Genomic DNA, 25409 nt, shown 5'->3' with positions numbered 1-25409 from the left:
CCGCCATGCTCGGCGCGGCGGTGGTGAACCCGGCCACCTGGTTCGGCCGGCTGCTGTTGCGCTGCATGGGCGGCGCGCTACGGGTGCAGATCTTCGACCGGGCGATGACCCTGGCCGCGCAGGCGTTCACGTCGATCTTCCCGTTGCTGATCATGTTCGGCAGCCTGCTCGGCGCGCAGCGGACCGGTGGCCTGGCCGACGTGATGCACCTGCCCGACACGTCCCGGCGGCTGCTCGACCAGGCGCTGGACCACCAGGGGATCAGCTCGTTCGGTGTGCTGAGCGGGCTGATCGTGCTGTTCTCGGCGACCGGGCTGGCCCGGGCCATGGTCCGGGCCTACGCCGCGGTGTGGGAGATCGGCAAGGTGCCCGGCGGCCCGGCCGCGGCCGGCCGCTGGCTGCTCACCGTGCTGCTGCTCAGCGCCGCGGTGGTGGCCGGCAAGCTGCTCGGCGTGCTGGGCGACGCCATGCCGCTGCCGCACCTGAGCGCCACCGCGCTGCTGTTCGTCGCGGACTGTCTGCTGGCCACGCTGCTGCCGGTGGTGCTGCTCGGCGGGGCGCTGCCGGTGCGGCGCCTGCTGCCGGGCGGGATCGCGTACGCCCTCACCATGCTCGCGGTGCGCCCGGCCGGCGCGGTCTATCTGCCGCGGGCGCTGCGCAGCAGCGACGACCGGTACGGCACCATCGGGCTGGCCTTCACCTACATCAGCTGGCTCTACGTGCTGTCGTTCTGCCTGCTGGCCACCGCGGTGATCGGCTGGGTGCTGGCCGGCGACCAGGGACTGCTCGGCCAGCTGATCCGCGGCGAGACGGCGCTGTCAGCCGTGCTGGTACGCCTCCGTCAGCTCCCGGCCGTGCGCCACCGTCGCGTACAGCACCACCAGGGTGAACCCGATGGCCAGGACCGACCAGACCGGCGCGGCGGCGGCGTAGCCGAAGTTGACCAGAACGGCCAGGCCGCACAGCCCGATCGTGGCGCCGCGGGCCCAGACCCGGCCCATGATCAGAGCGCCGCCGACCACCATGAGCGCCGCGCCGAGCACCAGGTGCAGCCAGCCGAGGGCGGACAGCCCGACCCCGAGCAGGAGGTCGGCGCGGCTGCCGGCGAGCGCCTCGGGACGGATCAGGGCGAGGCTGCCGACCACCAGATGCGCGCCGCCCAGCAGGAGCAGCATTAGCCCGCCGAACAGGATCCACGCCACCCAGCCGGTCACCTCGTCGGTTCTCTTCGCGTTCGACACCCGTCCAGCGTCGCCCGCGGGGGCCGCGGGCCGGGTCATCCACGCCGGATGAGGTACGCGTCCGGGCCCGCGGCGAATGCTCGCACCATGAGCGACATGTACCGGGCCGGGCCCCCCAGGCCGCGGCCACCCATCCTCAACGGCGGCCGCCTGTGGGCCGGCGGCCTGGCCACCGCGCTGGTCGCCGCGCTCATCGCGATCGCCGGCGTGCTGGTCGGCCGGGGCGTGTTCGGGGTCGAGATCCTGGCGCCCAAGGGCCGCGGCGTCTGGGGCGACGCCGACACCTTCTGGTACGCACTCGGCGCCGCGTTCATGGCGATCCTGGCCACCGGTCTGATCCAGTTGCTGATCCTCACCACGCCCAAACCGATGCGTTTCTTCGGCTGGGTGATCGGCCTGGCGACCGTGGTGGCGATGCTGCTGCCGTTCGTCACCGACGGCGACCGGGCCTCCCGGTTCTACACCGCCGGCCTCAACCTGGTGCTCGGCGTGGCCATCGGCACGCTGGTCGCCGGGGTGGCGCGCAGCGCACTGCGACCCGCGGCCGGCCAGCCGCAATACCGGTAGGGGGCTCGGATGGCACTCACCAAGTGGGTCGGCTGGATCCTCTTCGTCGGCATCGTGATGATCGTGAGCGGCCTGCTCAGCCTGATCCAGGGCCTGGTGGCGCTGTTCGACGACGACTTCTACATGGTCACCCGCGACGGGCTGCCGGTGCCGGTGGACTACTCGGTGTGGGGCTGGACGCTGATCGCGTTCGGCGTCCTGCTGATCGGCTCCGGGTACGCCGTGATGTTCGGCTACACCTGGGCCAGGGTGGTGGCGATGGCCGTCACCTTCGCCAACGCGCTGATCAACCTGTCCTTCCTGGCCGCCTTCCCGATCTGGTCGATCCTGGCGGTGAGCTTCGACCTCATCGCGCTCTACGCGCTGGCGGTGCACGGCGGCGAGGGCCGTCTGCTGCGACCGGAACGGCGCTGACCGGCGTGCGGGTCCGGCTCACCCACGAGACCGCGGAGGGCACGGCCGCCGGCATCTACGGCGTGATCGTGAGCTCCGCGGTCCTGGTCACCGCGCATGCCGAGACCGCGGTCGTGCTCGACGTGATCGTGCTGGTCACGCTCATCGTGTACTGGGCCGCCGAGCGCTACGCCCGGATTGTGGCCGAACGCATCCACGAGGGACACCGGCCCAGCTGGCAGACCGTCCGCCGGCAGCTGACCACCGGCTGGGAGATCATCAGCGCGTCGCTGCTGCCCCTGCTCGTGCTGCTGCTGGCCCGGCTGGCCGGCGCCGGGCTGGAGGGAGCCATCCTGGCCGCGCTGGCCTGCAGCACCGCTCTGCTGTGCGTGGCCGGCTGGCGGATGGGCGCGGACGGCCGGCTCACCCCGGCCGAGCGGGTGGTGTCCACCCTGGTGGCGGGCGCCTTCGGGGTGGCCATGGTGGCCCTCAAAGTGATCATGCATTGACCCTCATCCAGTCGGGATGAGGGCCGATCCCCCGTTGAGGAGGTAGGAAATGTTCGGATCCCGTCGGGTGGCCCGGCGAACCAGCCGCAGAACAGCACGCCGGGTATCGCGGCGCCGCCGCTGACCGGCACGGGCACGGCCGGTCGCCGGCCGTGCCCCGACCTCGTACACAGGAGTCCTGATGGCGATCGTCACCGAGCCAAAACCGTTCCACGTCCTGTCCGTCACCGAGGCGCTCCAGGCCGAGGAGGTCGACCAGCAGGCCGGCCTGTCCACCGCCGAGGTGGAGCGCCGGCGCGCGGAGTACGGCCCGAACCGCTTCGCCGAGGGCAAGAAAGAGCCCTGGTGGCGGTCCTTCCTCCGGCAGTACGCCGACCCCATGCAGATCGTGCTGCTGGCGGCCGGCGTGGGCAGCCTCTATCCGCTCAAGCAGTGGGGCACCGGCCTGCTGCTGATCGCGCTCACCCTGCTCAACGCGGCACTCGGCCTGCACCAGGAGGGCAAGGCCGCGGCCGCGATCGGCGCCCTGCAGAAGATGATGATCGTCAAGGCCAAGGTGCGCCGCGACGGTGTGCTCACCGAGTTGGCGGCCGAGGAACTGGTGCCCGGCGACGTGGTGCTGATCGAGGCCGGCGACCTGGTGCCGGCGGACGGCCGGCTGCTGCGCGCCGCCACGCTGGAGATCGACGAGTCGGCACTGACCGGCGAGAGCCTGCCGGTCAGCAAGAACGTCGACCCGGTCGGCGCCGTCGACACCGACCTCGGCGACCGGTCCGACATGGCGTACATGAACACCAATGTCACTCGCGGCGCCGGGGAACTGCTGGTCACCGCGACCGGCATGGCGACCGAGGTCGGCCACATCTCGGGCATGCTGCAGACCGAGAAGGAAGCCGACACGCCCCTGACCCGGCAGCTCGCCAAGCTCACCAACCAGATCCTGGTGATCTCCGGTATCGCGCTGCTCGCCTCGGTGCTGATCAACCTGGCCCGCGGCAACGAGTTCAACGTGGTGTTCACGGCCGCCATCGCGTTCGCCATCTCGGCCATCCCGACCGGCCTGCCGGCCGTGGTGACCACCATCCTGTCGCTGGGCACCACCACGCTGGCCAAGGCCAACGCGATCGTGAAGCGGCTGCGCTCCACCGAGACGCTCGGCTCCACCTCGGCCATCAACTCCGACAAGACCGGCACGCTGACCCTCAACCAGATGACCGCGGTCGAGATGACCGTCCCGGGCCGGCGGTACGTGATCTCGGGCAGCGGCTACGGCACCGAGGGGACGATCAAACGGGTCGCCGGGCAGCCGGACGAGCCGCTCGAGGACTTCCTGATGCCGATGGCGCTCGCCTCGGACGCCGTGGTCCGGGACGGCGCCATGATCGGCGACCCGACCGAGGGCGCCCTCGTGGTCCTCGCCGAGAAGGGCGGGATCGACGTGGTGGCCACCCGCGAGCAGTACCCGCGGGTCGCCGAGCTGCCGTTCGACGCCGCCTACAAGATGATGGCGACGTTCCACCGGATGACCACGGCCGAGGGCCGTGACGTGATCCGGGTCTTCATCAAGGGCGCGCCCGACCAGCTGCTCGACCGGGCGGTGTTGCCCGACCCCACGTTCCGCGAGCGCTACCTGGCCGAGAACACCCGGCTGGCCGAGCAGGGCCTGCGGGTGATGGCGACCGGTCGCAAGGATTTCGACCCGGCCGCGTTCGACCCGGACGGCGACCTGCTGGCCGCGCTCGACGGCCTCACCCTGCTGGCTCTCGTGGGCATCGTGGACCCGCCCCGGCCGCAGGCCAAGGCGGCGATCGCCGAGGCGCACGACGCCGGCATCCAGGTCCGCATGATCACCGGCGACCACGCGGTGACCGCCGCGGCGATCGCCGGCAAGCTGGGCATCCGCGGCAAGGCCATCACCGGCGCCGATTTCGCGGCCATGGACGACGACCGGGCCGACCAGGAGATCGACGGGATCGGCGTGATCGCCCGGGTCACCCCCGAGCACAAGGTGCGCCTGGTCGAGGTGCTCAAGCGCCGCGGGCACATCGTGGCCATGACCGGCGACGGCGTCAACGACGCGCCGGCGCTCAAGAAGGCCGACATCGGCATCGCCATGGGGATCACCGGCACGGAGGTGAGCAAGGAAGCCGCCGCGATGATCCTGACCGACGACGACTTCGCGACCATCGTGAAGGCGGTACGGCTCGGCCGCGAGCTCTACGACAACCTGAAGAAGTACATCTTCTACCAGATGGGCGTGCTGGTCGGCATGGTCGTCACGTTCCTGAGCGCCAGCATCTTCAACATCGCGCTGGGTGTGCCGTTCGTGCCGCTGCAGACACTGTGGCTCAACTTCACCACGCAGGTGTTCCAGGCGGTCGGTCTCGGCTACGGCAAGGGCGACGCGGACATCATGCAGCGCAAGCCACGCAAGTCCGACGAACCGCTGCTGACCCGCGGCAGCCTCGGCTGGCTCAGCGTCGTCGGCCTGGTGATGGGCATCTTCACGCTGGCCGTGATCTGGTGGGCCGACCGGGAGTGGGACCTCGACACCGGCCGCACCATGGGCCTGACCACGTTCGCGCTGATGAACCTGTTCTTCTCGTTCGCGGTACGCAGCGACCTGCGCTCGGTGTTCAGCCATGAGACCTTCGGCGACCGCCGGTTCGTGGTCACCACCGGCATGTCGCTGGCGGCGATCTTCCTGGCCACCCAGCTCGACCTGCTGCAGCGGCTGCTGAACACCACGAGCCTGAACGTGGCGCAGTGGCTGATCTGCATCGGTGCGGCGCTGAGCGTCATCGTGCTCACCGAGATCCGCAAGATCGTGCTGCGGCGTAGGGCAGCATGACCGCGAGGGGAGCCGGTCCGGTCAGCCGCTCCCTCGCGTACGTTCTGGACGCGCTGGTGGTCGCGGTCGCCGCGACCGCCTGCGTGGCCGCCCTGGGCCTGGTGGCCTCGGTGGTCGGCACCGGAGCACGCGACCTGGCCCGCGCGGTGACCGCCGCATACCTGGTGGTCCTGCCCGGGCTGTTCGCCTTCTACAACACGGTGTTCTGGGGCCTCGCCGGCCGCACGCCCGGGATGGCGGTGCTCGGCCTGCGGGTGGTCGGCGCGGGCGGGGGCCGGGTGCGGTGGTTGCCGGCGCTGATCAGGGCGCTGCTGCTGGCCTACTTCCCGATCGGGGCGGCGTGGATGGTCGTCGACCGCCGGCACCGGGCGATCCACGACCTGCTGACGCGGACCGCGGTGGTCCGCCTCGCCGCACCGGTGCGGACGCAGACCATGCAGATCGGCCGCACCCTTTAGGTTCCCAGGGTGCGGCCGCTCCGGTTTTCGTCAGGCGCCGTAGGTCCCGGACGGGGTGACCACCGTGCCGGCCTTGCCGGCCAGGATCAGCGCCGCTTCGTCGAGCGCGCCGATCGCGGCCACGTCGCCGGTCATCTCGACGAAGCGGCAGACCGCCTCGACCTTCGGGCCCATCGAGCCGGCCGCGAAGTTCTCGCGGCGCAGCGCCGACGGGGTCGACCGGGGGATCGGCTGCGGATCCGGGCCGCCGAACCCGCGGACCACCGCGGGCACGTCGGTGAGCAGCAGCAGGGCGTCGGCGTCGAGCGACTCGGCCAGCACCTCGGTGGCCAGGTCCTTGTCGACCACGGCCTCCACGCCGGACAGCCGGCCTCGGTCGTCGCGGACCACCGGCACCCCTCCCCCGCCGGCGCAGACCACCACGGTGCCGGCGGACAGCAGCGAGCGGATGATGCGGGTCTCCACCACCCGCCGCGGCTTCGGCGAGGCGACCACCCGCCGCCAGTACTGCCCGTCCGCGGCGATCTGCCAGCCCCGCTCGCCGGCCAGCCGGCGGGCGGTGGGCTCGTCGTAGACCGGGCCCACGAACTTCGTGGGCGCTGCGAAGGCCGGGTCGTCCGCGGCCACCAGGGTCTGGTCCAGCAGGGCCACCACCTGACGCCTTGGCAGGGCGTTCTGCAGGGCCTGCAACAGCCAGTACCCGATCATGCCCTGGGTCTGCGCGCCCAGCACGTCCAGCGGGTACGGCACCTCGAGCGCCGGGTCCGCCGCACTCTCCAGGGCGAGCATGCCCACCTGCGGGCCGTTCCCGTGGGTGATCACGACCTCGTGCTCGGCGGCCAGCGGGGCGAGCGCCTCGACGGCGCGTGCCGCGTTCGCCCGCTGGACCTCCGCGTCCGGCCGCTGTCCCCGCTGGAGCAGGGCGTTGCCGCCGATGGCGATGACGATCCGCATGGTCACGCCCCCAGGGTGGCGACCATGACCGCCTTGATGGTGTGCATCCGGTTCTCGGCCTGGTCGAAGACGATCGAGTACGGCGACTCGAACACCTCGTCGGTGATCTCCAGCGCGTCCAGGCCGGTGTGCTCGAAGATCTCCTCGCCGACCTTGGTGCGCCGGTCGTGGAACGCGGGCAGGCAGTGCATGACCCGCACGGCCGGGTTGCCGGTGGCCCGGACCATCGCCATGTTGATCTGGTACGGGCGCAGCAGCGCGATCCGCTCGTCCCACTGCTCCTTCGGCTCCCCCATCGACAGCCAGACGTCGGTGTAGAGGAAGTCCACCCCGGCCACGCCCTCGGTGACGTTCGCCGTCTGGGTGATACGGGCCCCGGTCTGTTCGGCGATCCGGCGGGCCTCCTTGACCACGTCGTCGTGGTTCCACCGGCCGTCCGGGGCGACCATCCGCACGTCCATGCCCATCATGGCGCCGCCGATCAGCAGCGAGTTACCCACGTTGTTCTCGGCGTCGCCGAGGAACGCGAAGGCGATCTCGTTGTCGTGCTTCACCGTGTGCTCGCGCATGGTGAGGATGTCGCAGAGGGTCTGTGTCGGGTGCCACTCGGTGGACAGCCCGTTCCAGACCGGCACGCCGGAGTACTTGGCGAGCGCCTCCACGTTCTGCTGGCCGAAACCGCGGTACTCGAGCCCGTCGTAGAATCGGCCGAGCACCCGCGCGGTGTCCGCGATGGACTCCTTGTGGCCCAGCTGGGTGCTGCCCGGGTCGAGGAACGTGACGTGTGCGCCCTGGTCGTGCGCGGCCACCTCGAACGCGCACCGGGTGCGGGTCGACGTCTTCTCGAAGATCAGCGCGATGTTCTTGCCGGCCAGCCGGGGCACCTCGGTGCCGCTGTACTTGGCCGTCTTGAGTTCGGCGGCCAGCCGCAGCAGGTAGCGCCACTCGGCCGTGGTGAAGTCGAGTTCCTTGAGGAAGCTGCGGTTGCGCAGGTTGAACGACACGGGGTCCTCCTAGACGGCGTCGCGTTCGATGGGGCAGGTCATGCAGCGCGGCCCGCCGCGGCCGCGGCCGAGTTCGCTGCCGGCGATTGTGATGACCTCGATGCCGTGCTTGCGCAGGAACGTGTTGGTCGTGACGTTGCGCTCGTAGCCGACGATCACACCGGGTTCGACCGCGAGGAAGTTGTTGCCGTCGTCCCACTGCTCGCGCTGGGCGGCGCGGACGTCCTCGTCGACCTCGAGCACGGTCCACCGCTCCAGGCCGATCGCGTCTGCCACGGCCGGGAACAGGTCGCGGTTCTCGGTGACCTGGAGGCCGGCGCCGGCCGGGGTCACGGTCCAGGACCGCAGCGCGCTCTTCAGGTACGGGTACCGGATGAAGGTGTCCCGGTCGATCATGGTCATCACGGTGTCGAGGTGCATCATGGCGTGCGAGTGCGGCAGCTCGACCGCGATCACCTTCTGCGCCGCCCCGCCCTCGAACAGCCGCAGGGCCAGGTTTTCCACGCCCATCGCGGTGGACCGCTCGCCCAGGCCGATCATCACGACGCCGCTGCCGAGCACGTGGATGTCGCCGCCCTCGAGGGTGGCGAACCGGTACTGGTGCTGGTCCTCGTCGCCGTACCAGACGGTGAAGTCGGCCTCGGCGAACATCGGGTGGAAACGGTAGATGGCGGTGCTGTGCACCGACTCGCGCACCCGGGCCGGCATGGCCATCGGATTGATGCTGACGCCCTGATAGATCCAGGCCGAGTTGTCCCGCTGGAACAGGTGGTTGGGCAGCGGGGTGAGCACGAAGTCGTCGGCGTTCATCAGCTCCCAGCGCAGGCTGTTCACGGTGAAGCCGGCCAGTTCGCTCTTGAGCACGCCGCCGATCAGCAGTTCGGCCAGCCGGGTGCTCTCCGCCTGCTCGGCCAGCCGGCGCAGCGGGTCGACCAGGTTGGGGCCCACGGTGTCCTCGTTGAGGATCCGCTCCAGCACCCAGGAGCGCGCCTTCGGGTTCTCCAGCACGTCGGCCAGCAGGACCGCGAAGTAGTGCACGACCACGCCGCGTTCGCGCAGCGTTTCGGCGAAGGCGTCGTGCTCCTCGCGGGCCTTCTTGGCCCAGAGGATGTCGTCGAACAGCAGCGAGTCGACGTTGTCCGGGGTGAGCCGGCTGAGCTCGATGCCCGGCCGGTGCAGGATGACCTGGCGCAACCGGCCGGTCTCGGAATCGACGTGGAATGTCATCAGACGTGCCCCGCTCCCTCGGCGGTGGGCGGCACCGGTGGCGGTTGCGCCATCCGGCTCCGCATGGACAGATAGACCGGGATCCCCAGCACCATGGCGCCGCCGGCCATCAGGAACGGCCCCCAGACCACGTACCAGTCCTCCTGGCCGGTGTTGCGCGAGTACCAGACGAACAGGATCGAGAAGACCAGGCTGAGTACGGCCACCGTGGTGTCCCGGGCCAGCCGGGCGTTGCTCCGGCGCCACTTGAGCTGCGCCAGTGCCGAGAAGGCGTACGGGATCGCCGCCGTTATGCCGGTCATCAGGACCAGCGTGTTGAACACCGTGGCGCCGCTCGCCCCCAGGTAGCTGACCACCATGGCGAGGCTGCCGAGCACGGTCGAGGAGAGGATGCCGAACGCGGGCACGCCGCGGCCGGAGAGCTTGCCGAACGCCTTGGGGAACAGCCCGTCCCGGGCGGCCGCGAGCGGCATCTCGGCGCAGATCATGATCCAGCCGTTGAGCGCACCGAAGCCGGAGACGATGACCGCGGCCGCGACCAGGTCGCCGGCCCAGGTGCCGCTGCCCACGATCGAGTTGGCGGCCACCGAGTAGGACGCCTTGTTCTCGTCCAGGGCCAGATCGGCGGCCGGCACGATGCCGAAGATCGCGATCATCGACAACAGGTAGACGACGGAGCTGGCCAGCGTGCCGAACACGGTCGCGCGGGGCACGTTGCGGTCCGGGTTGCGCACCTTGGCGGCGGCCACCGCGGCGGTCTCCACCCCGAGGTAGCTGAACAGGCAGATGGCCATGGCGCTGCCGATCGCGGCGATGTCGCTCTGGCCGCTGACGTTCCACGGGGTGAAGTTGGCGGTGCTGATGAAGACCAGGCCGACGGTGGACATGAGCGCCAGCGGGATGAACTTGACGACCGTGGTCCACAGCTGGACCACCGCCATGCTCTTCGTGCCGACCAGGTTGATCGCGGCCGGCACCCAGAGGCCGACCAGCGCGATGACGATCGACCACCCGGTCACCCCGTCCTTGTTGACGAAGTGCTCGACGTAGTAGACCCAGCCGGTCACGATCGCGGCGTTGCCGGCCCATGCGGTGATCCAGTAGGACCAGGCGTTGGTGAAGCCGGCACCGTTGCCGAACGCGGCGCGGGCGTAGGCGTACGGGCCGCCGTCGGCCGGCAGCCGCCGGGACAGCGCCGCGAACAGCAGCGCCAGTGCCAGCGCGCCGACCGTGGTGAGCGCCATCGCCACGATGCTGATCGGCCCGATCGAGGCCAGCGAGTAGGGCAGGTTGAAGATCCCGACGCCGATGATGGTGCCGAGGATGAGGGCCGTCGCCTGCGGCAGGCCCAGGGTGCGCGCGGTCTGTTCCTTGGTCTCGGTCATGGTCATCGCGGCCGGAACGTGCCCAGCTCGTCGGCGCCCTTCTGCACCACGCCCCAACTGGATTCGGGTACCGGCTGCCAGGCGCCCTTGAGCTCGCCGAGCGGTTCGGAGACCACGATCCGGGTCTCGTCGGAGATCCGGCGCAGCGTCTCGTTCTCCGGGTAGAGCGCACGCAGAGCAGTGACGTCCGTGCTCACGTAGAGTGTCCGGCTGCGGCCCTCGCTGGAATATCGGAACCCCCAGACCCGGTCGCCGTCCGAGGTGCCCACAGTCATCTGCAGTGGATGCTCGACCCCGTGCTGGCGGCCCACCGCCTCGACGAAGCCGGCCATCCGCTCCACCGCCGGCAGCGGCTCGTCCTGCAGGCCGAACGTGAGGGCCAGGAAGAACATCACCTCGGAGTCGGTGGACCCGGCCAGGCTCGGGTAGAGCGCCGGGTCGACGGCGAGCACCAGGTCGCGCTTCAGGCGGTGGAACTCGCGGATCGAGCCGTTGTGCACCCACAGCCACCGGCCGTACCGGAACGGGTGGCTGTTGGTCTGCTGCACCGGAGTGCCGGTGCTGGCCCGGATGTGCGCCAGGAACAATCCCGAGCAGGTCGACCGGGCCAGCTCACGCAGGTTGACGTCGCCCCAGGCCGGGCCGGTGCCGCGGAACAGGGTCGGCGCGGCCGGGCCCTCCGGCGTGTACCAGCCGGCCCCGAAGCCGTCGCCGTTCGTGGTCTCCACCCCCATCCGGGAGTGCAGGCTCTGGTCGATCAGCGAGTAGCGCGGCTTGTACAGCAGTTCCTCTAGTGGGATGGGTGTTCCGGAGTAAGCCAGCCAGCGACACATAGCGGGTCTCCTCGGTCAGGGATCCTCGGCGTCATCGTCGGCTCGGGCGGCGGCCGGTCCATCACCCCCGGAGGATGAGCGGGCGCCGAACTTCTCCAGCCAGCGGCACAGCTGCTCGTGCACCGCGTCCGCGCCGGTCAGGTCGAGCTCGACCGGCCAGGCCCGGGGATGCACCAGCACCGGCCGGTCCTGCCAGCCGCCCATGCCGCCGTGGCAGCCGACCAGTTCCTCGAACGCGGCCACCTCCTGGGTGACCGGGTCGAACGAGCTGTTCACCAGCAGGTCCGGCGCGTGCGCGAGGCGGTCGTGCCGGCGCAGATCGGCGGCCGCGTAGGGGCCGAAACCGAGCAGCGGGTCGCCGCCCACCACCCGGTCGCTGTCCAGCAGCCGCCGGCCCCGGCCGCCGAGCACCACCGGGCCGTGCTCGGCCGAGCGGACCGCGATCCAGCCGATGCCCGGGTGGGTCACCAGCTTGTCGAGCATCTCCGGGTACAGCTCCTCGATCTGCTCGAGGGTCTGCCGGCCGGGGCGCCGGGCGAGATAGACCAGGGCCAGGTTGCCGGACGCCGCCACCACGAACTCGGGGCGCTCGGGCGGCTCGTCCACGGCGTCCGCGGGAGTCGGCATCAGTCCGGCCCGCAGCGCCCGGGCCCGGCCCTCCTGCTCGTCGTCGCCGCTGGCCAGCACCTGCCCGGCGTAGTCGCGCAGCAGCCGGTCCAGGCCGATGCCGTAGCGCTGCCGGAAGGTGGCGCCCTGGCTCTGCCCGTGGTCGGAGAGCACCACGAAGTGGTACGGCCGCGGCGCCGCGACCGCGACCTCCTCCAGTTCGGCCAGGATGCCGTCGATGCCCTCGAGCGCGGCCAGCGACTCCGGCCGGGCCGGTCCGGCGTGGTGCGCGATCTCGTCGTAGTCGACGAAGTCGCAGTACAGCACGGGTGCGCCGCGCATCATGTGCTCGGCCAGGATGGTCACGTTCAGATGCCGCAACAGCACGTTGGTGGCGCCGCGCAGCAGCACGTAGGAACCGGACCGGTGGATCCGCGGCTCGACCCGGCGCAACCGCTGGCGGCGGGCCTGATACAGCTCCTTGACGATCTCGCCGAGCGTGAGCACCAGGGACCGGGTCAACCCAAAAGGATCGAGGAGGTACGCGCTGAGGTAGCGTTTCGGGCCGGAGCGGGCCGCGACGGTGCTCATCGTCAGCAGACTGGTGGCGGCGTCGCCGGAGAAGACGTTGCTCACGCTGACCCCGCCGCCGGCCAGCAGCCCCCGGCCGTCGGACAGGCGCGACTCGACCAGGGTGGCGTCGGCCGGCTGGTTCGTCACCACCAGGCGACCGGACTCCTTCTCGTACCACCGAAATGCCGGGACCTGGTCGCTCCCGCCGTGCAGCAGCCCCGCCTGGCTGGCCGGCGTGGTCGCCGGCAGTTGCGCGTGCCACTCGTCGAGCGTGTGGCTGCCCGAGCGCAGCCAGCGGCCCAGCGTCGGCAGGTTGCCCGCCTCGAACGCCCAGCGGGCCAGCGGCGCCGAGAGCCCGTCGATCTGGACGATCACCACGCCGGGGGTGTCGGTATGCGGCACCTGCCCGCGGAACCGGCGGTTCGACCGGATCAGGTGGGTGGTCACGATGCCGGGCTGTCCGGCAGTGATCAGCCACAGGCCGGCGCTCATCAGCGTCGCGAAGATCCACGAGGCCCAGAACGCGGTGCCGAAGCCGTCCACGCTGATCCCGGGGATCACGGTGAGCGCCGCGTAGACGAACGCAGCCTCGGCCAGCAGCCAGCCGGCCACCACGCCGAGCCAGCCGACCCGGGTCAGCAGAGCCACCGCGGCCGGCCGCAGCGCGACGCCGAACAGGCCGATCAGGACGGCGGCGACCAGCACCTGCCAGCCACTGTCCGCGGACAGTCCGGGCAGCAGCAGGAAGGTGACCGCCAGCGCCGCCCACCCGAGTAGGACGACGCCGGCGGCCCGCGGGACGTTCATGCCCTTCGTAGCCGGAAGGCCAGAATCACTTCGGCCGCGCCGATCACCAGGCTGCTCACGCCGGTCAGCACCACGAGGGTGGTCAGCGACAGGCCGGGCGCGAACACGAACACGCTGCCGGCCAGCAGCGCCAGCACGCCGACCAGCAGCAACCAGCCGCGTCCCGAGCCCTGTCTCTGCACACCCAGCACCACCAGCGTGATGCCGGTGAGGATCCAGGTGATGGCGAACATCAGGGACAGCAGCGCCAGCCGGGTGACCAGGTTGCGCAGGCAGATCAGGCCGGCGATCAGCACGATGATCCCGACGACGCCGGAGAACACGCTGTGCAGGACGCTGCCGCCACCGGGCAGGAAGGCGCCGATGATCCGGGCCAGGCCGGCGATGAACAGCCAGACGCCGGCCAGCGCCGCCATCACGCGCAGGGAGATGTCCGGCCAGATCAGCACGGCGGCGCCGAAGGCGACGCCGAGGGCACCGGTGATCAGCACCGACCACCAGGGAATCGGTTGGCCGCGGAGCTCCGCGGCCACGCTGCTGCGTACGGAGGTGTCGGTCATGCGCCCAGCAAACGCCGGACCGGCCGGCGCTTCCTCATCCCTGCCGGGTGACGGCCCTCAGATCAACCCCAGCTGGCGGGCCCGCACCACGGCGTCGCGGCGCCGGGCCGCGCCCAGCTTGCGGTAGATGGACCGCATGTGCGCCTTCACCGTGTTCACCGAGATGTTGAGGTTGGCGGCGATCTCGCCGGCGGTCAGCACCGTCGGCAGGTAGCGCAGCACGTCCCGCTCCCGCTCGCTGAGCACGGCGGCCGGCCCGTCCGGCAGCCCGCCGGCCGGTTCCACGTCGACCCAGCGGCGCCGGTCCAGCAGTGCGGCCATCCGGCGCGTGTCGAAGGTGCGGAACGGGCGGCGGATGCTCTCCCGCTCGGCGGCCAGCACCGCCCGGGACAGCGCGTCGATCGACCGGTTGCCGTGGCCCTCGGTGTCCGCGTCGAACGCGGTGGCGATCCAGGCGGTCACCGCGGCCACCTGGTCGGCGCCGTCGCGTACCCGGCCCAGGATGTCCTCGGCCGCGGCCCGGTTGCCGGTGGCCAGATGGGCGCGGGCGACGCAGACGTGCTCGGCCGGGCTGAGCAGGCCGCGCGGCGGCACCCGCTGATAGCGGGTCAGCACCTCACGGGCCGCCCCGAGCTGCAGGTCGGCCTCCGACTCGGCGAGCCGGAGCCACCGTTCGTGCAGCGCCGACACCAGGGTGCGCGGCGCCTCGGCGCGGGTCTGCCGGATCAGCGTCCGGGCCGCGGCCGGATCGCCGGTGGCCAGCAGCACCTGGACGCGGACCAGGACGGCCAGTTCGGCCAGCAGGACGGGCGGGTCGACGCCGGCCGCGTGCAGGCCACGGCGCAGCGCCTCCTGGGCCTCGGCGACCCGGTCCTGCTCCAGCTCGACCAGCGCCTGCGTCAGGTAGGCGGCGGCCACCTGCGGCGTGCTCTCGAACCCGTGCCGGCGGGCCAGGTCGACGGCGGAGCGGACGAATTCGGCGGCCTCGCGTACCGCACCCTGCAGGAACACCAGCAGACCCAGGTGGGCCAGGGCGTCCACCTCGATGAGGGCGCCACCGACGCTGCGGGCGGCGGTGGCGGCGGCCCACAGGTAGCGGTCGGCGTGGTCGGGGCGGTCCGTCCAGAGCAGGGCGATGCCCTTGTTGTTGAGCGTCACGGCCCGGTAGTGCAGCAGCGAGGGCAACTCGTCCTGGCGCAGCGAGGCGAGCAGGCGCAGCAGGTGGGTGGTCGCCTCGATCAGGGCGGGCATGTCGCCGCGCGGCCGGACCACCGCACCGTTCTCCATCAACCGCACGGTCAGGTCGACCTGGACGCTGACCTGCGGGACGTCGGCGAGCATCGTCCGCGCGCGGCGCAGCATCGCCCGCACGCCGCCGTGGTCGCCGGCCTCGTAGCGGAGCGCCGCTCCGCACAGGGTCAGCTCGGCGGTGTCGGTGATGTGGTCGGCGGGAATAGCGTGCAGCACGCTCAGCAGGGTCTGCCGCTCGCCGGACATGAAGGCGACCAGCGCCCGGCCGACCACCAGCCGGCCGACGAACGGCCAGTCCTCGGCGGCGGCCGCGTGCTGCAGGGCGTCCAGGGTCGACCGCTGTTTCGCGTACCACTGGGCGGCCAGCAGATGCAACTGCGGCTCCACGCCGGGCTGGTCGAGCTGGAGCCGGTCGCGCAGCACCTCGCGCAGCAGCGGGTGGTAGCGGAACCAGCCGGGCCGGCCGTCGACCGGGACCACGAACGCGTTGCCGCTGGCCAGCCGCTCGAGCAGGCGCCGGCTGTGTGTCTCGCCGGTGAGCGCGTCGGCGAGCGGCCCGCAGACCGCGTCCGGAACGCTGCTCCGGTACAGGAACTCGCGCATCTTGGCCGGCATCCCGGAGACCACCTCGTTCAGCAGGTAGTCGGCGACCGCCCGGGTGTCGCCGCCGGCCATCATCTGGAGGCCGACCGCCCAGCCCTCGGTGCGGTTCAGCAGCCCGGTCAGCTCCTCGACGTCCAGCCGCTGCTCGTGCACGGCCGGCAGCCCGGCCGCCTCCGGCGCGCGGAACGCGAGGTGCCGGGCCCGGATCTCGGTGAGGTCGCCGCCGGCCCGGAACCGGTGCAGCGGCAGGCCCGGCTCGGTCCGGGTGACCAGGACGAGCCGCAGCGCCGGCGGCGGCTCGTGCAGCAGGGTGGCCAGGCCGGCCATCACCGCCGGGTCGCCGACCACGTGGAAGTTGTCGAGCACCACGACCACCGGCGACGGCAGCGCGTCCAGGCCGGCCGCGACCCGGCGCACCGCTAGGTCGTCCGCCTCGAACGCCTCGAGCGGGTTGCCGCAGCGCACCGCCCCGGCCGTCCGTAACGCGCCGACCAGGTCGGACCAGAAGATCCGGGAGTCGTTGTGCCGGGCGGCGAGGGTGAGCCACGCGATCGGGCCGGTGCCCGCCCGGGCCTCGGCCCAGGAGGCCACCAGGGTGCTCTTGCCCCACCCGGGGCCGGCGCAGACCAGGGTCACACTGCGACGCACGCCGGCGTCCAGCATCTCGGCCAGCCGGCGTCGCCGGACCAGCGGCTGCCGCACCACCGGGCGTCCCAGGCGCCCGGTGGCCGTCGCCACGACTTCAGACCTTCCCTCTCGCAAAGTGCCATGCACCCCCGCGGTCGGTACCAGCCGGCGCCCCGCACCACGCGGGCGTACGCGACCGCCCGCGTGGCTCTGCCCGCAACCTCCGGCGCGGCGGCCCCCACTGCGGCGCCGGAGATCAAACACCGGGCGACGGCACCCGCTCTCACGGACGGTCACCGCATCGCCGATTGTGCGGTGACCAAGCGTGGCCGTCGTCCTACTTGTCATGTGTCCCGTCCACAACCAAGCACAGAAAGCCACCACATGGCAACATCCCGCGACGATTGATCGTTGGCAATCCGCCAACATCGCCGCCCCGCTCATCCGGGCGGTATGAGGCGCACGCTGCCCCGTTTCGGCGATTCTCGGGCCGAGATCGCCCGTATCCGAGGAGGGGTCGTGTCGACGTCCACCAAGGTTCCACCGCTGCGGCACCCGGTAGAGCTGCCGTTCTTCGTCTTCATGGTGGCACTCAACGTGCTCATCATCCTGGCGATCCTCAGCGCCGCATCCACCCTGCCGTTCCTGCCGGACTCGGTCCGCGACTCGAACTGGGGCACCGCGATCCGGTCCGCGCTCATCGGCCTGTTGCTCTTCATTCCCGCGCTGATCGTCATCCGGGAGACCCAGCGGGCCCAGATCCGCGGCTCCGCGGTGGAGCTGTCGCCGCGCCAGTTCCCCGACCTGTACAAGACGGCCGACGACTTCGCGCACAAGCTCGGCCTGCGCCGCCGCCCGGTGATCTACCTGGCCAACGGCAACGGCACCCTGAACGCGTTCGCCGCGCAGGCGTACGGCCATGACTATGTGGTGTTGTCGAACGAGCTTTTCGCCAACCTCTACAACAACAACCGCGAGGGCCTGCGCTTCATCCTGGGCCACGAGATGGGCCACATCCGGCTGCACCACGTGGGCCTGTGGTACCAGCTGTCGGTCGCCTACTCGCAGCGCATCCCGCTGCTCGGCCCCGCGCTGTCCCGCCTGCGCGAGTACTCCTGCGACCGGCACGGCGCGCACCTGTGCCCCACCGGCGCCAAGGGCCTGGTCCTGCTCGCGTCCGGCCGCTACACCGAGAACGACGTCAACATCGACGAGCTGCTCCGCCAGGGACAGCGCCTGCACGGCTTCTGGCCCGGCATCACCCAGCTGCCGATGTCCCACCCGTTCGTCGTCCGCCGCCTCGAGCACCTGTTCCGCCTGGGCCTGCTGCACCAGGCTTCATCGCGTAAGGAGGCTGTTGCCCCATGACCGACATCAACGAGATGGGCCCGATCGACTACCTGTGCGTGGAGTTCCCGCCCGGCAGCACCACCGGCCAGGGCCTGCCGCTGCTCATCGACCTGGTGGACCGCCGGATCATCCGGATCCTGGAACTACGCTTCCTCCGCCACGAGCTGGACGGCAAGATCACCGAACTCGAAGGAGAACAGATCGGCGACGGCCTGGCCCTGTTCAGCGGCGCCTCCTCCGGCGTGCTGGGCAACGACGACCTGGCCGAGGCCGCCAGCACCCTGACCCCCGGCAGCGCCGCCGCCATCATCGTCTACGAAAACCTGTGGGCCGCCCCGCTGGCCACCACGCTGCGCCGCGAGGGCGCCCAGCTGGTAGCCGGCGGCCGCATCCCCGTGCAGGCGCTGCTGGCCGCACTGGACGCGACCGAAACGGATTACGCAACCGAGGGGAGCCGATAGTCATGGGCCTGCTACGCGGAATGGCACGAACCGCGGTAGTCGCCGGCACCGCCACCGCCGTCTCCAACCGGGTCTCCCGCCGCCAGGCCGGCCGCTGGTCCCGCCAGGCGGAGGAACAGCAGGCCGGCTACGCCGACCAGCAGGCTTACGAGGAGCCGCCGCCCGCACCCGAGGAGACCATGGAGTCCCGCCTGGCCGCCCTGCAGAAACTGGGCGAGCTGAAGGCCCAGGGAATCCTGACCGAAACCGAGTTCGAACAGCAGAAGTCCCGCATCCTTTCCGGCACCTGAGCGTTTCGTCAGCCCTCGGCCGGGACCGCCCCTTCACGCGCGGTCCCGGCCGCCGGCTTTGCCGAGGCGCTTGCCGTGGGTTCTTGTCGAGGCGCTTGCCGTGCGTTTCTTGCCGAGGCGACCGTAACGGGCGCCGTCCCAGTATGCGGGCCGGTGCGGACCGGGAGGTGCGAAGGCCGGGGGGAATCTGCCCCCTTCCCCTCGGCCGTCGAAAACAACGGATCAGCGCGGGCCCACCGCGGCCAGGACCTCCTGCACCGCGGGAATGTGCAGCAGCGCCAGCACCGTGCCGTCGGTGGTGGCCACCCGGGTGGCCAGGTCGCTCACCCACAGGTGTTCGACCAGCACGGCGAGGGCGTCGGTGTCGTGGTCGACGATCGTGCCCACCTCGTCGATGTCCGTCTCGGTGATCAGGCCGGTGGCCAGGCGCGCGAATTCGGCCGGGTCGCCGACCAGACCGGCCAGTTCGTTCAGTTCGACCCCGCAGGCACCGCCCACGGCGTCGGTGCGTACCACCAGGACGTCCACCACCCGGACGCTCGGTTCGCGGGTGAGAAGCTCCAGCGTCGCCAGGACGCCGTCGTTCAGTCGTTGGGCGGGGAAGGACAGGACGATGAGTTCCAGCGGCCCCAATGCCATGGCTTCGAGCATGCGCCGCGCCGGGCGGGGCGCGCTTCACCCGAAACGGATGAGGCCCGAAACGGCATGAACGACGTCAGGCCGGAGTAACCGCCAGCACGTGGTGACCCCACGGCGGCAGGTCCACGTACAGGCCCTCGGCCAGCAGCGCGTCGCCGTCGCGGTGGAAGACCCGGCCGTCCAGCAGGTCGGTCAGCCGCCAGCGCCGGTCGCCGAGCGGGGGCCACGGCAGCCGGATCCGGGCCTGTGACGCGTGGCCGGACAGGTTGACCGCCACCACGTGGTGCGGCACGCCGTCGTGCCAGGTCCAGGCGAGTACGTCGTGGCTGGTCGGGTTGTCCGGCCAGCCGTGGCAGTCGGCCATGCTCCACTGGCCGCGGCGGACGCGGGCCGCGGCCGGCAGCAGGCGCTGGTGGAACGCGCGCAACTCGTCGTCGGCCGGCTCGTCGGGGAAGCGGCCCAGGAAGACCGGCAGGTGGGTGCGGCGGCCGTCGAACTGGCCCTCGTGCCAGAGCGTGGCGCCGGGCAGGGTGGCGATCGCGACCGCGGCGGCCCGGTTCCGGCCGCCGGGCATGGTGGCGGCGGCGCGCGGCTCGTCGTGGTTCTCGGTGAAACGGATCAGCCGGTCCTGGTAGTCGCGGCCGGCGGCCAGGTGCTTGCGGACCGACTCGGCGTCCTCGTGCGCCAGCCGGTCGTAGAGGCGCTTGTCGTAGCAGTAGTCGAAGCCCTGCTGCTGCATCGTCCATTCCATGTCCCAGTACGCCTCGGCGATCAGCACCGTGCCCGGGTGGTGCCTCCGGAGCTCGGCGATCACCTCGGGCCAGAACTCGGTCGCCGGTCGCGGGCCCGCGTTCGCTCCCCAGGTGCGGGCGAACACGTCCGTGGTGAGCAGCATGACCATGTCGCAGCGGATGCCGTCGCACTGGGCCGCGATGTCGCCGAGTGCCTTCGCGGTGGCCGACCGCAGCTCCGGGTGGAACGCGTTGAGCTGCGCCACGTCCGGCCACGGCGGGAAGTACGGGTCGCGGCCGTGCGCGACGATCCGCCCGGCGGCCCGGAACCAGGCGGCCGGCTCGCGGGCCTCGTCCTCCTCGCTGCCCAGCACGAACCAGTCCGGGTGCTCCACCACGGCCGGGTGGTCCGGTGCCACGTGGTTCGGCACGTAGTCGAGGATCAGCCGGGCTCCGCGCCGGGCCAGTTCGGCGCGCGCGGTGGCCAGGCCGGCCGGCCCGCCGAGGCGCTCGTCCACCCGGTAGCGGCGGACGCAGTAGGGCGAGCCGACCAGGTCGGCGGGGCGCAGGTCGGGCAGGGCCGCGTGGAAGGCGCGCTGCAGCGACTCGTTGGACCGGGCCACCACGAGCCCGGCGGGGCTGCGTTCCCAGACCCCCATCAGCCACACCGCGTCGGCGCCGTCCGGCACCGCCTCGTCCCAGATCTCGTCCGGGACGTCGGCCAGTGTCACCGTACGGCCCAACCGGTTGCTCACTCCGGCCAGCCACGGCCAGGTGTCGATCTCGTAGACCACCGGTGCGGTGGGCATGCCGCTCAACGCTCGTCCTCCTCCTCGGTCATCGACCGGAAGAACCCGGTCATGCCGTGCGCCAGCAGGTCCGATCCGGTTACCCGGGCGAACAGGTTGGGGAACACCGCGACCAGCCCGGTCCAGCCGGTCTGGTGCGCGGCGCCCAGGCCGGCGCCGTTGTCCCCGTGGAAGTACTCCGAGTAGGTGATCAGATCACGCCAGTGTGTCGTGCCGAAGACGTCCTGTCCGCCGTAACACGGGCGCCGGCCCGACTCGTCCGGCAGGAACAGCGCGGTGAGCCGGCCGGAGATCTCCCGGGCCACCTCGAACAGGGTCATCTTGACGCCGGATCCGGTCGGGCACTCCACGGTGAAGTCGTCGCCGTAGCCCGCGTACAGGTTGAGCAGGGCCCGGATCATCAGCGCGTTGACCGGGAACCAGACCGGGCCGCGCCAGTTGGAGTTGCCGCCGAACATGCCGCTGTCCGACTCGGCCGGCGCATAGTCGACGCGGTAGGTGGCGCCGTCCACGTCGACCTGGAAGGGATGCTCGGCATGATACTTCGACAAAGACCTGATCCCGTACGGGCTCAGGAACTCTTCCTCATCGAGCAGGCGGGCCAGGATCCGGCGTAGCCGGTTCTCGTCGAACAGCGCGAGCAGATGGCTGCCCGGCCGGCCCCGGAACCGGCCCGGTGGCAGCGCCGCGGCGACGCTGGGATGCCGGTCGAGGAAGTCGTTGGCCTCGCCGATCAGGTGCGGGTAGCGGGCGGTCAGCTCCGGGTCGAAGACGGTGGCGGCAGCCAGCGGCAGCAGACCGACCATCGAGCGCACCCGCAGCGGTGTCGCGCTGCCGTCCGGCAGGCGCAGCAGGTCGTAGAAGAAGCCGTCCTCCTCGTCCCACATCGACGCGGTGGCGCCGGGGTGGTCGACCGCGGCCGCGATCCAGGCGAACTGCTCCAGGTAGGTGTGCGCCTGTTCCAGGTAGCCGGGGTCCTCGACCGCCAGCTCGAGCGCGATCTGCAGCATGTTCTGGCAGTACAGCGCCATCCACGCGGTGCCGTCGGCCTGGTCGAGGTGGCCGCCGGTGGGCAGCGGGGCGCTCCGGTCGAACACACCGATGTTGTCCAGTCCCAGGAACCCGCCCTGGAACAGGTTGCGCCCGGTCACGTCCTTGCGGTTGAGCCACCAGGTGAAGTTCCGGGCCAGCTTGTGGAAGGCGGCCTCGAGCCAGGCGTGGTCGCCCCGGCCCTGTCGCCCCTTGTCCAGCTCGTAGACCAGGTAGACGGCCCAGGCGTGCACCGGCGGGTTCACGTCGCTGAAGTTCCACTCGTACGCCGGAATCTGGCCGTTGGGGTGCAGGTAGCGCCGGCTGAGCAGCAGGTCCAGCTGGCTCTTGGCGAAGTCCAGGTCGATCAGCGCGAACACCACGGCGTGGAAGGCCAGGTCCCAGGCGGCGAACCAGGGGTACTCCCAGGCGTCCGGCATCGAGATGACGTCCTCGGCGGTGAGGTGGAACCAGTCGCCGTTGCGGATGTCGCCGGCGTCCAGCGGGTCGCGGCCGTGTTCCAGCAGCCAGCGCTCCACGTCGTAGCCGAAGTACTGCTTGCTCCACAGCATCCCGGCCAGCGCCTGCCGGCACACCTGCCGTTCGGCCTGGCCCAGCGCCGGCGGGAAGCGGCCGTCGTAGAACTCGTCGGCCTCGGCCCGGCGCCGCTCGACCAGTTGGTCGAAGCCGATCGACTCGGGCGGGTGCGGTTCGTCGCTGAGCCGCAGCCGGACCACGGCGCTGCCGCCGGCCGGCAGGTCCAGGGTCACGTCGACGGCCGCCTTGGTGCCGGTGCAGGCCGGGTTCACCGCGTCGGTGTCGCCGTGCACCACGTACCGGTGGAACGCGTCCTTGGCGTACGGGCCCTCGGTTTCGTTGTCGGTGAAAAGGAGCGGATGGTCGCCCGGGCAGTGCAGCCAGCGCCGGCCGAGTCCCGGGTGCCGCACCTCCACCACGGCGCTGCCGTCCGCGGGCGCCTGGTAGAGGCTGGGCCGCACCGCGCCGGGCCGGCCCGTCCACGTGTTGCGGAACCACAGCGTGGGCAGCAGGCGCAGGGTGGCCGGCTCGGGACCACGGTTGTCCACGGTGATCCGGCAAAGGATGTCTTCGGGGCCGGCCTTCGCGTACTCGACTGTCACGTCGAAGTACCGCTCCTCGGCGAAGACCCCGGTGTCCAGCAGCTCGTATTCGAAGTCCTGCCGGCCGCGGGCCCGGTTGGTGGCGACCAGATCGTGGTAGGGGAACTCGGCCTGCGGGTATTTATAGACCATTTTCTGGTACGAGTGGGTGGGCGTGCCGTCCACATAGAAGTAGTACTCCTTGACGTCCTCGCCGTGGTTGCCCTCGGCGTTGGTCAGCCCGAAGAACCGCTCCTTGAGGATCGGGTCCCGCCCGTTCCACATCGCCAGGGCGAGGCACAGCCGCTGCTGGTCGTCGCAGAAGCCGGCGATACCGTCCTCACCCCATCGGTAGGCCCGTGATCGCGCCTGGTCGTGGGTCAGGTAGTCCCAGGCGTCGCCGCCGGGGCTGTAGTCCTCGCGGACCGAGCCCCACTGCCGCTCGCTGAGGTACGGGCCCCACCGCCGCCAGGGCACGGCGTCCCTGGCGGCGGCGTCCAGGCGCAGCTGTTCCGCGCCCTGGCTGATGGTCATGACTGAGCGGATCCGTGCAGGGCTTCCTGAAGCTCCGCTTCGGCTTCCTTGGACAGCGAGGACTTGAGCACCGTGCCGCCGAACCGGCTGAGCGCCTCGACGGCCTTGTCCGGGGTGACCGCCTCGACGATCAGGAACAGCGCCGAGGTGCCGGGCTGGAGCAGGTCACGGACCTGCTGCTCGAACTCCTTGTTGATCGCGCCCTTGGTCAGCTTGCCGGTGAGCGCGCCGAGACCGGCGCCGACCGCCATGCCGATGAACGGGATGAAGAACAGCATCCCGAAGAGGAGACCCCAGAACATGCCCCAGGTGGCGCCACCGCCGACGGCGTGGTGGTTGGTCGTCACATGGAACTTGCCCTCGCGGTCCCGGATGATCGTCGCGATGGCATCCGGCTGGATGATCAGATCTTTGGCCAGCCGGTCGGCCTCCAGCGATGCCGCCGTCGCCGTGGTCTCGTCGGGATATCCGATGGCGACCAGTGTTGCCATGATGCACGCCCTTTCGTCATTGGGTGAGGCCCTGCCAGTCAGACACACCGGGGGTGGGCCTCTCCTCATACCGAGGGAATGAGTTCGTACACCGGGGCGCCCGCCGGCGGCGCGGCGGGCGAGGGTTCATTCGCCCTGGATGACGCGGCCATCCCGGCGGTCGGCCACCGTCGGGCGCATGACCACCACGGACACCGAGGAGGTCGCGCGGCTCCGCGCCGAGGTCTCCGCCCTGCAAACACGTCTGGACACCCGGCAACGCTGGGCGTTCGCCATCGCCGCACTGCGCCGGGTGGCCGCCGCCGTCCTGATCACGGTTACCGCGTTCGCGCTGGTCGCCAGCGTGGTCGGGCTGTGGGCGGCGACCACGGTGCTGAACACGGACCGCTTTGTCGCCACCGTCGCACCGCTGCCGCAGGACCCGCAGGTCGCCGCGGCGGTGTCGGAATACGCCACCACCGAGGTCTTCCGGGTCCTCGACGTCGAGCAGCGAATCGAGGCGGTGCTGCCGGCCCAGGCAGCGTTCGTGGCCGGGCCGATCACCGGCCAGCTGCGCGACGGCGTCCGGCGGACCGTCTCGAACGTGCTGCAGAGCGACCGGTTCCAGGCCATCTGGGTCGAGCTGAACCGGCGCGCCCACCAGCGCGTCCTGGCCATTGTCGAGGGTCGCAGCGAGGTCGTCGTCGCGCAGGGCGACCACGTCGACATCGACCTGCTTCCACTGATCAACCAGGTGCTGCGCGAGCTCAGCGCCGAGCTGCCCACACTGTTCGGCAAGCAGATCACCCTGCCCGACCTGAGCAGCGGCGCGATACCGGAAAACCTGCGGCTGCGGGTGGAGCAGGCGCTGGGCGTCTCGCTACCGGCCAACTTCGCCCAGTTCACGTTGTACGACTCGGGCCGCCTCTGGCAGGTGCAGCAGGCGGTGGAGGGCGCGAAACGCAACCTGGCGGTGTTCGTGATCAGCACGATTCTGCTGCTGATCATCGCGCTGGTGCTCTCGCCCTGGCGCCGGCGCACCCTGCTCCAGCTCGGGTTGTGGCTGGTGGTGGCGGCGGTCGCGGTCACCGCGGTGTTGCGCGCGGTGCGCGACGAGTTGCTCGCCCAGGTGCCCTCCGGCGTCTATCGCGACGGCGCCGCGGCCGCCGTGACCAGCGTGTTCAGCCTGCTCCGCGAGCGCGGCACCCAGCTGATCTGGATCGGTGCCCTGCTGGCCGCGGTGTGCTATCTGATCGGCCCGGGCCGCGGGCCACGCTGGCTGCGCCATCAGCTTGGGCGCGGCGCCTCGGCGGCGGGCCGGTTCGGGCGTACGGCCGGCGGCCGCGCACCCGGCTGGATCGCCGATCACCTGGACGTCGTCCGGGTCGGCGGCCTGGTGGTCGCGGCCGTGCTGGCGCTGCTGCTGTCGTCGTGGACCGCGCTGCTGGTGGTGGTCGTCGTGCTGGCCGTGTTCGAGGTCGGCGTGACCCTGCTTGCCCGTTCACTCCCCCCGAGTGAGGCGTGATTCC

Annotated in this window: 22 protein-coding genes and 1 pseudogene; 10 read left to right on the top strand and 13 right to left on the bottom strand. The window is 71.2% G+C overall.

The annotated features are described in order from the left end of the window. Positions 1–5 precede the first annotated feature (5 nt). Positions 6–758 (top strand): annotated as a pseudogene (locus Ari01nite_RS51710) (YhjD/YihY/BrkB family envelope integrity protein); the annotation flags it as partial. A 60-nt stretch (positions 759–818) separates the two neighbouring features. Here the strand turns inward: Ari01nite_RS51710 and Ari01nite_RS51705 are convergent. After that, positions 819–1175, bottom strand: a complete 357-nt coding sequence (locus Ari01nite_RS51705; protein WP_438872246.1) for a DUF7144 family membrane protein — start codon at positions 1173–1175, stop codon at positions 819–821. 153 nt (positions 1176–1328) lie between these two features. On the opposite strand from Ari01nite_RS51705, the gene Ari01nite_RS29735 reads away from it, so the two are divergent. From Ari01nite_RS29735 to Ari01nite_RS29715, 5 genes are all read left to right on the top strand, one after another. Continuing rightward, a complete protein-coding gene (locus Ari01nite_RS29735) occupies positions 1329–1808 on the top strand; it encodes a DUF6069 family protein (protein WP_239163137.1) in 480 nt (159 codons plus the stop codon). Positions 1809–1817: 9 nt separating this feature from the next. Next, positions 1818–2222, top strand: coding sequence for a DUF7144 family membrane protein (locus tag Ari01nite_RS29730; RefSeq protein WP_203785521.1), 405 nt, complete (start codon positions 1818–1820; stop codon positions 2220–2222). Positions 2223–2227: 5 nt separating this feature from the next. Next, positions 2228–2710, top strand: coding sequence for a hypothetical protein (locus Ari01nite_RS29725; protein ID WP_239163136.1), 483 nt, complete (start codon positions 2228–2230; stop codon positions 2708–2710). 181 nt (positions 2711–2891) lie between these two features. Beyond that, the gene (locus tag Ari01nite_RS29720; RefSeq protein ID WP_203785520.1) at positions 2892–5561 is read left to right on the top strand and encodes a cation-translocating P-type ATPase; all 2670 of its coding nucleotides are present in this window, start codon (positions 2892–2894) and stop codon (positions 5559–5561) included. Then, complete coding sequence (locus Ari01nite_RS29715) at positions 5558–6019, top strand: RDD family protein (protein ID WP_203785519.1); 462 nt, start codon at positions 5558–5560, stop codon at positions 6017–6019. Before Ari01nite_RS29720 ends, Ari01nite_RS29715 begins: the two co-directional genes overlap by 4 nt. A 30-nt stretch (positions 6020–6049) precedes the next feature. Here Ari01nite_RS29715 and Ari01nite_RS29710 read toward each other — a convergent pair whose 3' ends face one another. The 8 genes from Ari01nite_RS29710 to Ari01nite_RS50990 are packed head-to-tail and all read right to left on the bottom strand — an operon-like array spanning position 6050 to position 16560. Further along, positions 6050–6973: a carbamate kinase gene (locus Ari01nite_RS29710; protein ID WP_203785609.1), complete on the bottom strand. Its 924-nt coding sequence runs from the start codon at positions 6971–6973 to the stop codon at positions 6050–6052. Between the two features lie 2 nt (positions 6974–6975). Continuing rightward, positions 6976–7977 carry an ornithine carbamoyltransferase gene (gene argF / locus Ari01nite_RS29705; RefSeq protein WP_203785518.1) on the bottom strand — a complete coding sequence of 334 codons (1002 nt, stop codon included), beginning with the start codon at positions 7975–7977 and terminating at the stop codon, positions 6976–6978. A gap of 9 nt (positions 7978–7986) precedes the next feature. Beyond that, a complete protein-coding gene (locus Ari01nite_RS29700; protein ID WP_203785517.1) occupies positions 7987–9204 on the bottom strand; it encodes an arginine deiminase in 1218 nt (405 codons plus the stop codon). Continuing rightward, the gene (locus tag Ari01nite_RS29695; RefSeq protein ID WP_203785516.1) at positions 9204–10595 is read right to left on the bottom strand and encodes an APC family permease; all 1392 of its coding nucleotides are present in this window, start codon (positions 10593–10595) and stop codon (positions 9204–9206) included. The genes Ari01nite_RS29700 and Ari01nite_RS29695 overlap by 1 nt, the downstream gene beginning before the upstream one ends. Further along, positions 10592–11422 carry a class II glutamine amidotransferase gene (locus Ari01nite_RS29690; RefSeq protein ID WP_203785515.1) on the bottom strand — a complete coding sequence of 277 codons (831 nt, stop codon included), beginning with the start codon at positions 11420–11422 and terminating at the stop codon, positions 10592–10594. The genes Ari01nite_RS29695 and Ari01nite_RS29690 overlap by 4 nt, the downstream gene beginning before the upstream one ends. A gap of 15 nt (positions 11423–11437) precedes the next feature. Then, positions 11438–13408 (bottom strand): phage holin family protein, encoded by a 1971-nt coding sequence (locus Ari01nite_RS29685; protein ID WP_203785514.1) that lies wholly within the window; start codon positions 13406–13408, stop codon positions 11438–11440. Continuing rightward, positions 13405–13968: an HdeD family acid-resistance protein gene (locus Ari01nite_RS29680; protein ID WP_203785513.1), complete on the bottom strand. Its 564-nt coding sequence runs from the start codon at positions 13966–13968 to the stop codon at positions 13405–13407. Before Ari01nite_RS29680 ends, Ari01nite_RS29685 begins: the two co-directional genes overlap by 4 nt. 57 nt (positions 13969–14025) lie before the next feature. After that, positions 14026–16560 carry a winged helix-turn-helix domain-containing protein gene (locus Ari01nite_RS50990; protein ID WP_275410891.1) on the bottom strand — a complete coding sequence of 845 codons (2535 nt, stop codon included), beginning with the start codon at positions 16558–16560 and terminating at the stop codon, positions 14026–14028. Between the two features lie 408 nt (positions 16561–16968). On the opposite strand from Ari01nite_RS50990, the gene Ari01nite_RS29670 reads away from it, so the two are divergent. Genes Ari01nite_RS29670 through Ari01nite_RS29660 form a run of 3 tightly spaced genes read left to right on the top strand, consistent with a single transcriptional unit; the run spans position 16969 to position 18550 of the window. Continuing rightward, positions 16969–17817, top strand: a complete 849-nt coding sequence (locus tag Ari01nite_RS29670; RefSeq protein ID WP_239163135.1) for a M48 family metallopeptidase — start codon at positions 16969–16971, stop codon at positions 17815–17817. Then, on the top strand, positions 17814–18260 hold the full coding sequence (locus tag Ari01nite_RS29665) for a DUF6325 family protein (protein ID WP_203785511.1): 447 nt from the start codon (positions 17814–17816) through the stop codon (positions 18258–18260). The genes Ari01nite_RS29670 and Ari01nite_RS29665 overlap by 4 nt, the downstream gene beginning before the upstream one ends. 20 nt (positions 18261–18280) lie before the next feature. Beyond that, positions 18281–18550 (top strand): SHOCT domain-containing protein, encoded by a 270-nt coding sequence (locus Ari01nite_RS29660; RefSeq protein WP_239163134.1) that lies wholly within the window; start codon positions 18281–18283, stop codon positions 18548–18550. 222 nt (positions 18551–18772) lie between these two features. On the opposite strand, the gene Ari01nite_RS29655 is transcribed toward Ari01nite_RS29660, so the two are convergent. The 4 genes from Ari01nite_RS29655 to Ari01nite_RS29640 all read right to left on the bottom strand — a co-directional run bounded on the left by Ari01nite_RS29655 (position 18773) and on the right by Ari01nite_RS29640 (position 23901). Continuing rightward, a complete protein-coding gene (locus Ari01nite_RS29655) occupies positions 18773–19189 on the bottom strand; it encodes a DUF6325 family protein (protein ID WP_203785509.1) in 417 nt (138 codons plus the stop codon). A 76-nt stretch (positions 19190–19265) separates the two neighbouring features. Beyond that, positions 19266–20729, bottom strand: a complete 1464-nt coding sequence (locus tag Ari01nite_RS29650; RefSeq protein WP_203785508.1) for an alpha-amylase family glycosyl hydrolase — start codon at positions 20727–20729, stop codon at positions 19266–19268. Positions 20730–20734: 5 nt separating this feature from the next. After that, positions 20735–23410, bottom strand: a complete 2676-nt coding sequence (locus Ari01nite_RS29645; RefSeq protein ID WP_203785507.1) for an MGH1-like glycoside hydrolase domain-containing protein — start codon at positions 23408–23410, stop codon at positions 20735–20737. Then, on the bottom strand, positions 23407–23901 hold the full coding sequence (locus Ari01nite_RS29640) for a DUF1269 domain-containing protein (RefSeq protein ID WP_203785506.1): 495 nt from the start codon (positions 23899–23901) through the stop codon (positions 23407–23409). The genes Ari01nite_RS29645 and Ari01nite_RS29640 overlap by 4 nt, the downstream gene beginning before the upstream one ends. A gap of 178 nt (positions 23902–24079) precedes the next feature. On the opposite strand from Ari01nite_RS29640, the gene Ari01nite_RS29635 reads away from it, so the two are divergent. Beyond that, positions 24080–25405: a hypothetical protein gene (locus Ari01nite_RS29635; RefSeq protein WP_239163133.1), complete on the top strand. Its 1326-nt coding sequence runs from the start codon at positions 24080–24082 to the stop codon at positions 25403–25405. The last annotated feature ends 4 nt before the right edge of the window (positions 25406–25409 follow it).

The sequence above is a fragment of the Paractinoplanes rishiriensis genome (assembly GCF_016862375.1).
Lineage (GTDB): Bacteria > Actinomycetota > Actinomycetes > Mycobacteriales > Micromonosporaceae > Actinoplanes > Actinoplanes rishiriensis.
The sequence above is the reverse complement of the archived record's forward strand: the minus strand, read 5'-3'. Positions and strand labels throughout refer to the sequence as shown.

Excerpts from the sequence above, each read along its gene's own strand:
- Ari01nite_RS51705 (WP_438872246.1), bottom strand. The coding sequence starts at position 1,175 with ATGCTGCTCCTGCTGGGCGGCGCGCATCTGGTGGTCGGCAGCCTCGCC.
- Ari01nite_RS29635 (WP_239163133.1), top strand. The coding sequence starts at position 24,080 with ATGACCACCACGGACACCGAGGAGGTCGCGCGGCTCCGCGCCGAGGTC.
- Ari01nite_RS29660 (WP_239163134.1), top strand. The coding sequence starts at position 18,281 with ATGGCACGAACCGCGGTAGTCGCCGGCACCGCCACCGCCGTCTCCAAC.
- Ari01nite_RS29690 (WP_203785515.1), bottom strand. The coding sequence starts at position 11,422 with ATGTGTCGCTGGCTGGCTTACTCCGGAACACCCATCCCACTAGAGGAA.
- Ari01nite_RS29700 (WP_203785517.1), bottom strand. The coding sequence starts at position 9,204 with ATGACATTCCACGTCGATTCCGAGACCGGCCGGTTGCGCCAGGTCATC.
- Ari01nite_RS29735 (WP_239163137.1), top strand. The coding sequence starts at position 1,329 with ATGAGCGACATGTACCGGGCCGGGCCCCCCAGGCCGCGGCCACCCATC.
- Ari01nite_RS29655 (WP_203785509.1), bottom strand. The coding sequence starts at position 19,189 with ATGGCATTGGGGCCGCTGGAACTCATCGTCCTGTCCTTCCCCGCCCAA.
- Ari01nite_RS29680 (WP_203785513.1), bottom strand. The coding sequence starts at position 13,968 with ATGACCGACACCTCCGTACGCAGCAGCGTGGCCGCGGAGCTCCGCGGC.
- Ari01nite_RS29665 (WP_203785511.1), top strand. The coding sequence starts at position 17,814 with ATGACCGACATCAACGAGATGGGCCCGATCGACTACCTGTGCGTGGAG.
- Ari01nite_RS29730 (WP_203785521.1), top strand. The coding sequence starts at position 1,818 with ATGGCACTCACCAAGTGGGTCGGCTGGATCCTCTTCGTCGGCATCGTG.
- Ari01nite_RS29715 (WP_203785519.1), top strand. The coding sequence starts at position 5,558 with ATGACCGCGAGGGGAGCCGGTCCGGTCAGCCGCTCCCTCGCGTACGTT.
- Ari01nite_RS29685 (WP_203785514.1), bottom strand. The coding sequence starts at position 13,408 with ATGAACGTCCCGCGGGCCGCCGGCGTCGTCCTACTCGGGTGGGCGGCG.
- Ari01nite_RS29710 (WP_203785609.1), bottom strand. The coding sequence starts at position 6,973 with ATGCGGATCGTCATCGCCATCGGCGGCAACGCCCTGCTCCAGCGGGGA.
- Ari01nite_RS29695 (WP_203785516.1), bottom strand. The coding sequence starts at position 10,595 with ATGACCATGACCGAGACCAAGGAACAGACCGCGCGCACCCTGGGCCTG.
- Ari01nite_RS29645 (WP_203785507.1), bottom strand. The coding sequence starts at position 23,410 with ATGACCATCAGCCAGGGCGCGGAACAGCTGCGCCTGGACGCCGCCGCC.
- Ari01nite_RS29640 (WP_203785506.1), bottom strand. The coding sequence starts at position 23,901 with ATGGCAACACTGGTCGCCATCGGATATCCCGACGAGACCACGGCGACG.
- Ari01nite_RS29650 (WP_203785508.1), bottom strand. The coding sequence starts at position 20,729 with ATGCCCACCGCACCGGTGGTCTACGAGATCGACACCTGGCCGTGGCTG.
- Ari01nite_RS29720 (WP_203785520.1), top strand. The coding sequence starts at position 2,892 with ATGGCGATCGTCACCGAGCCAAAACCGTTCCACGTCCTGTCCGTCACC.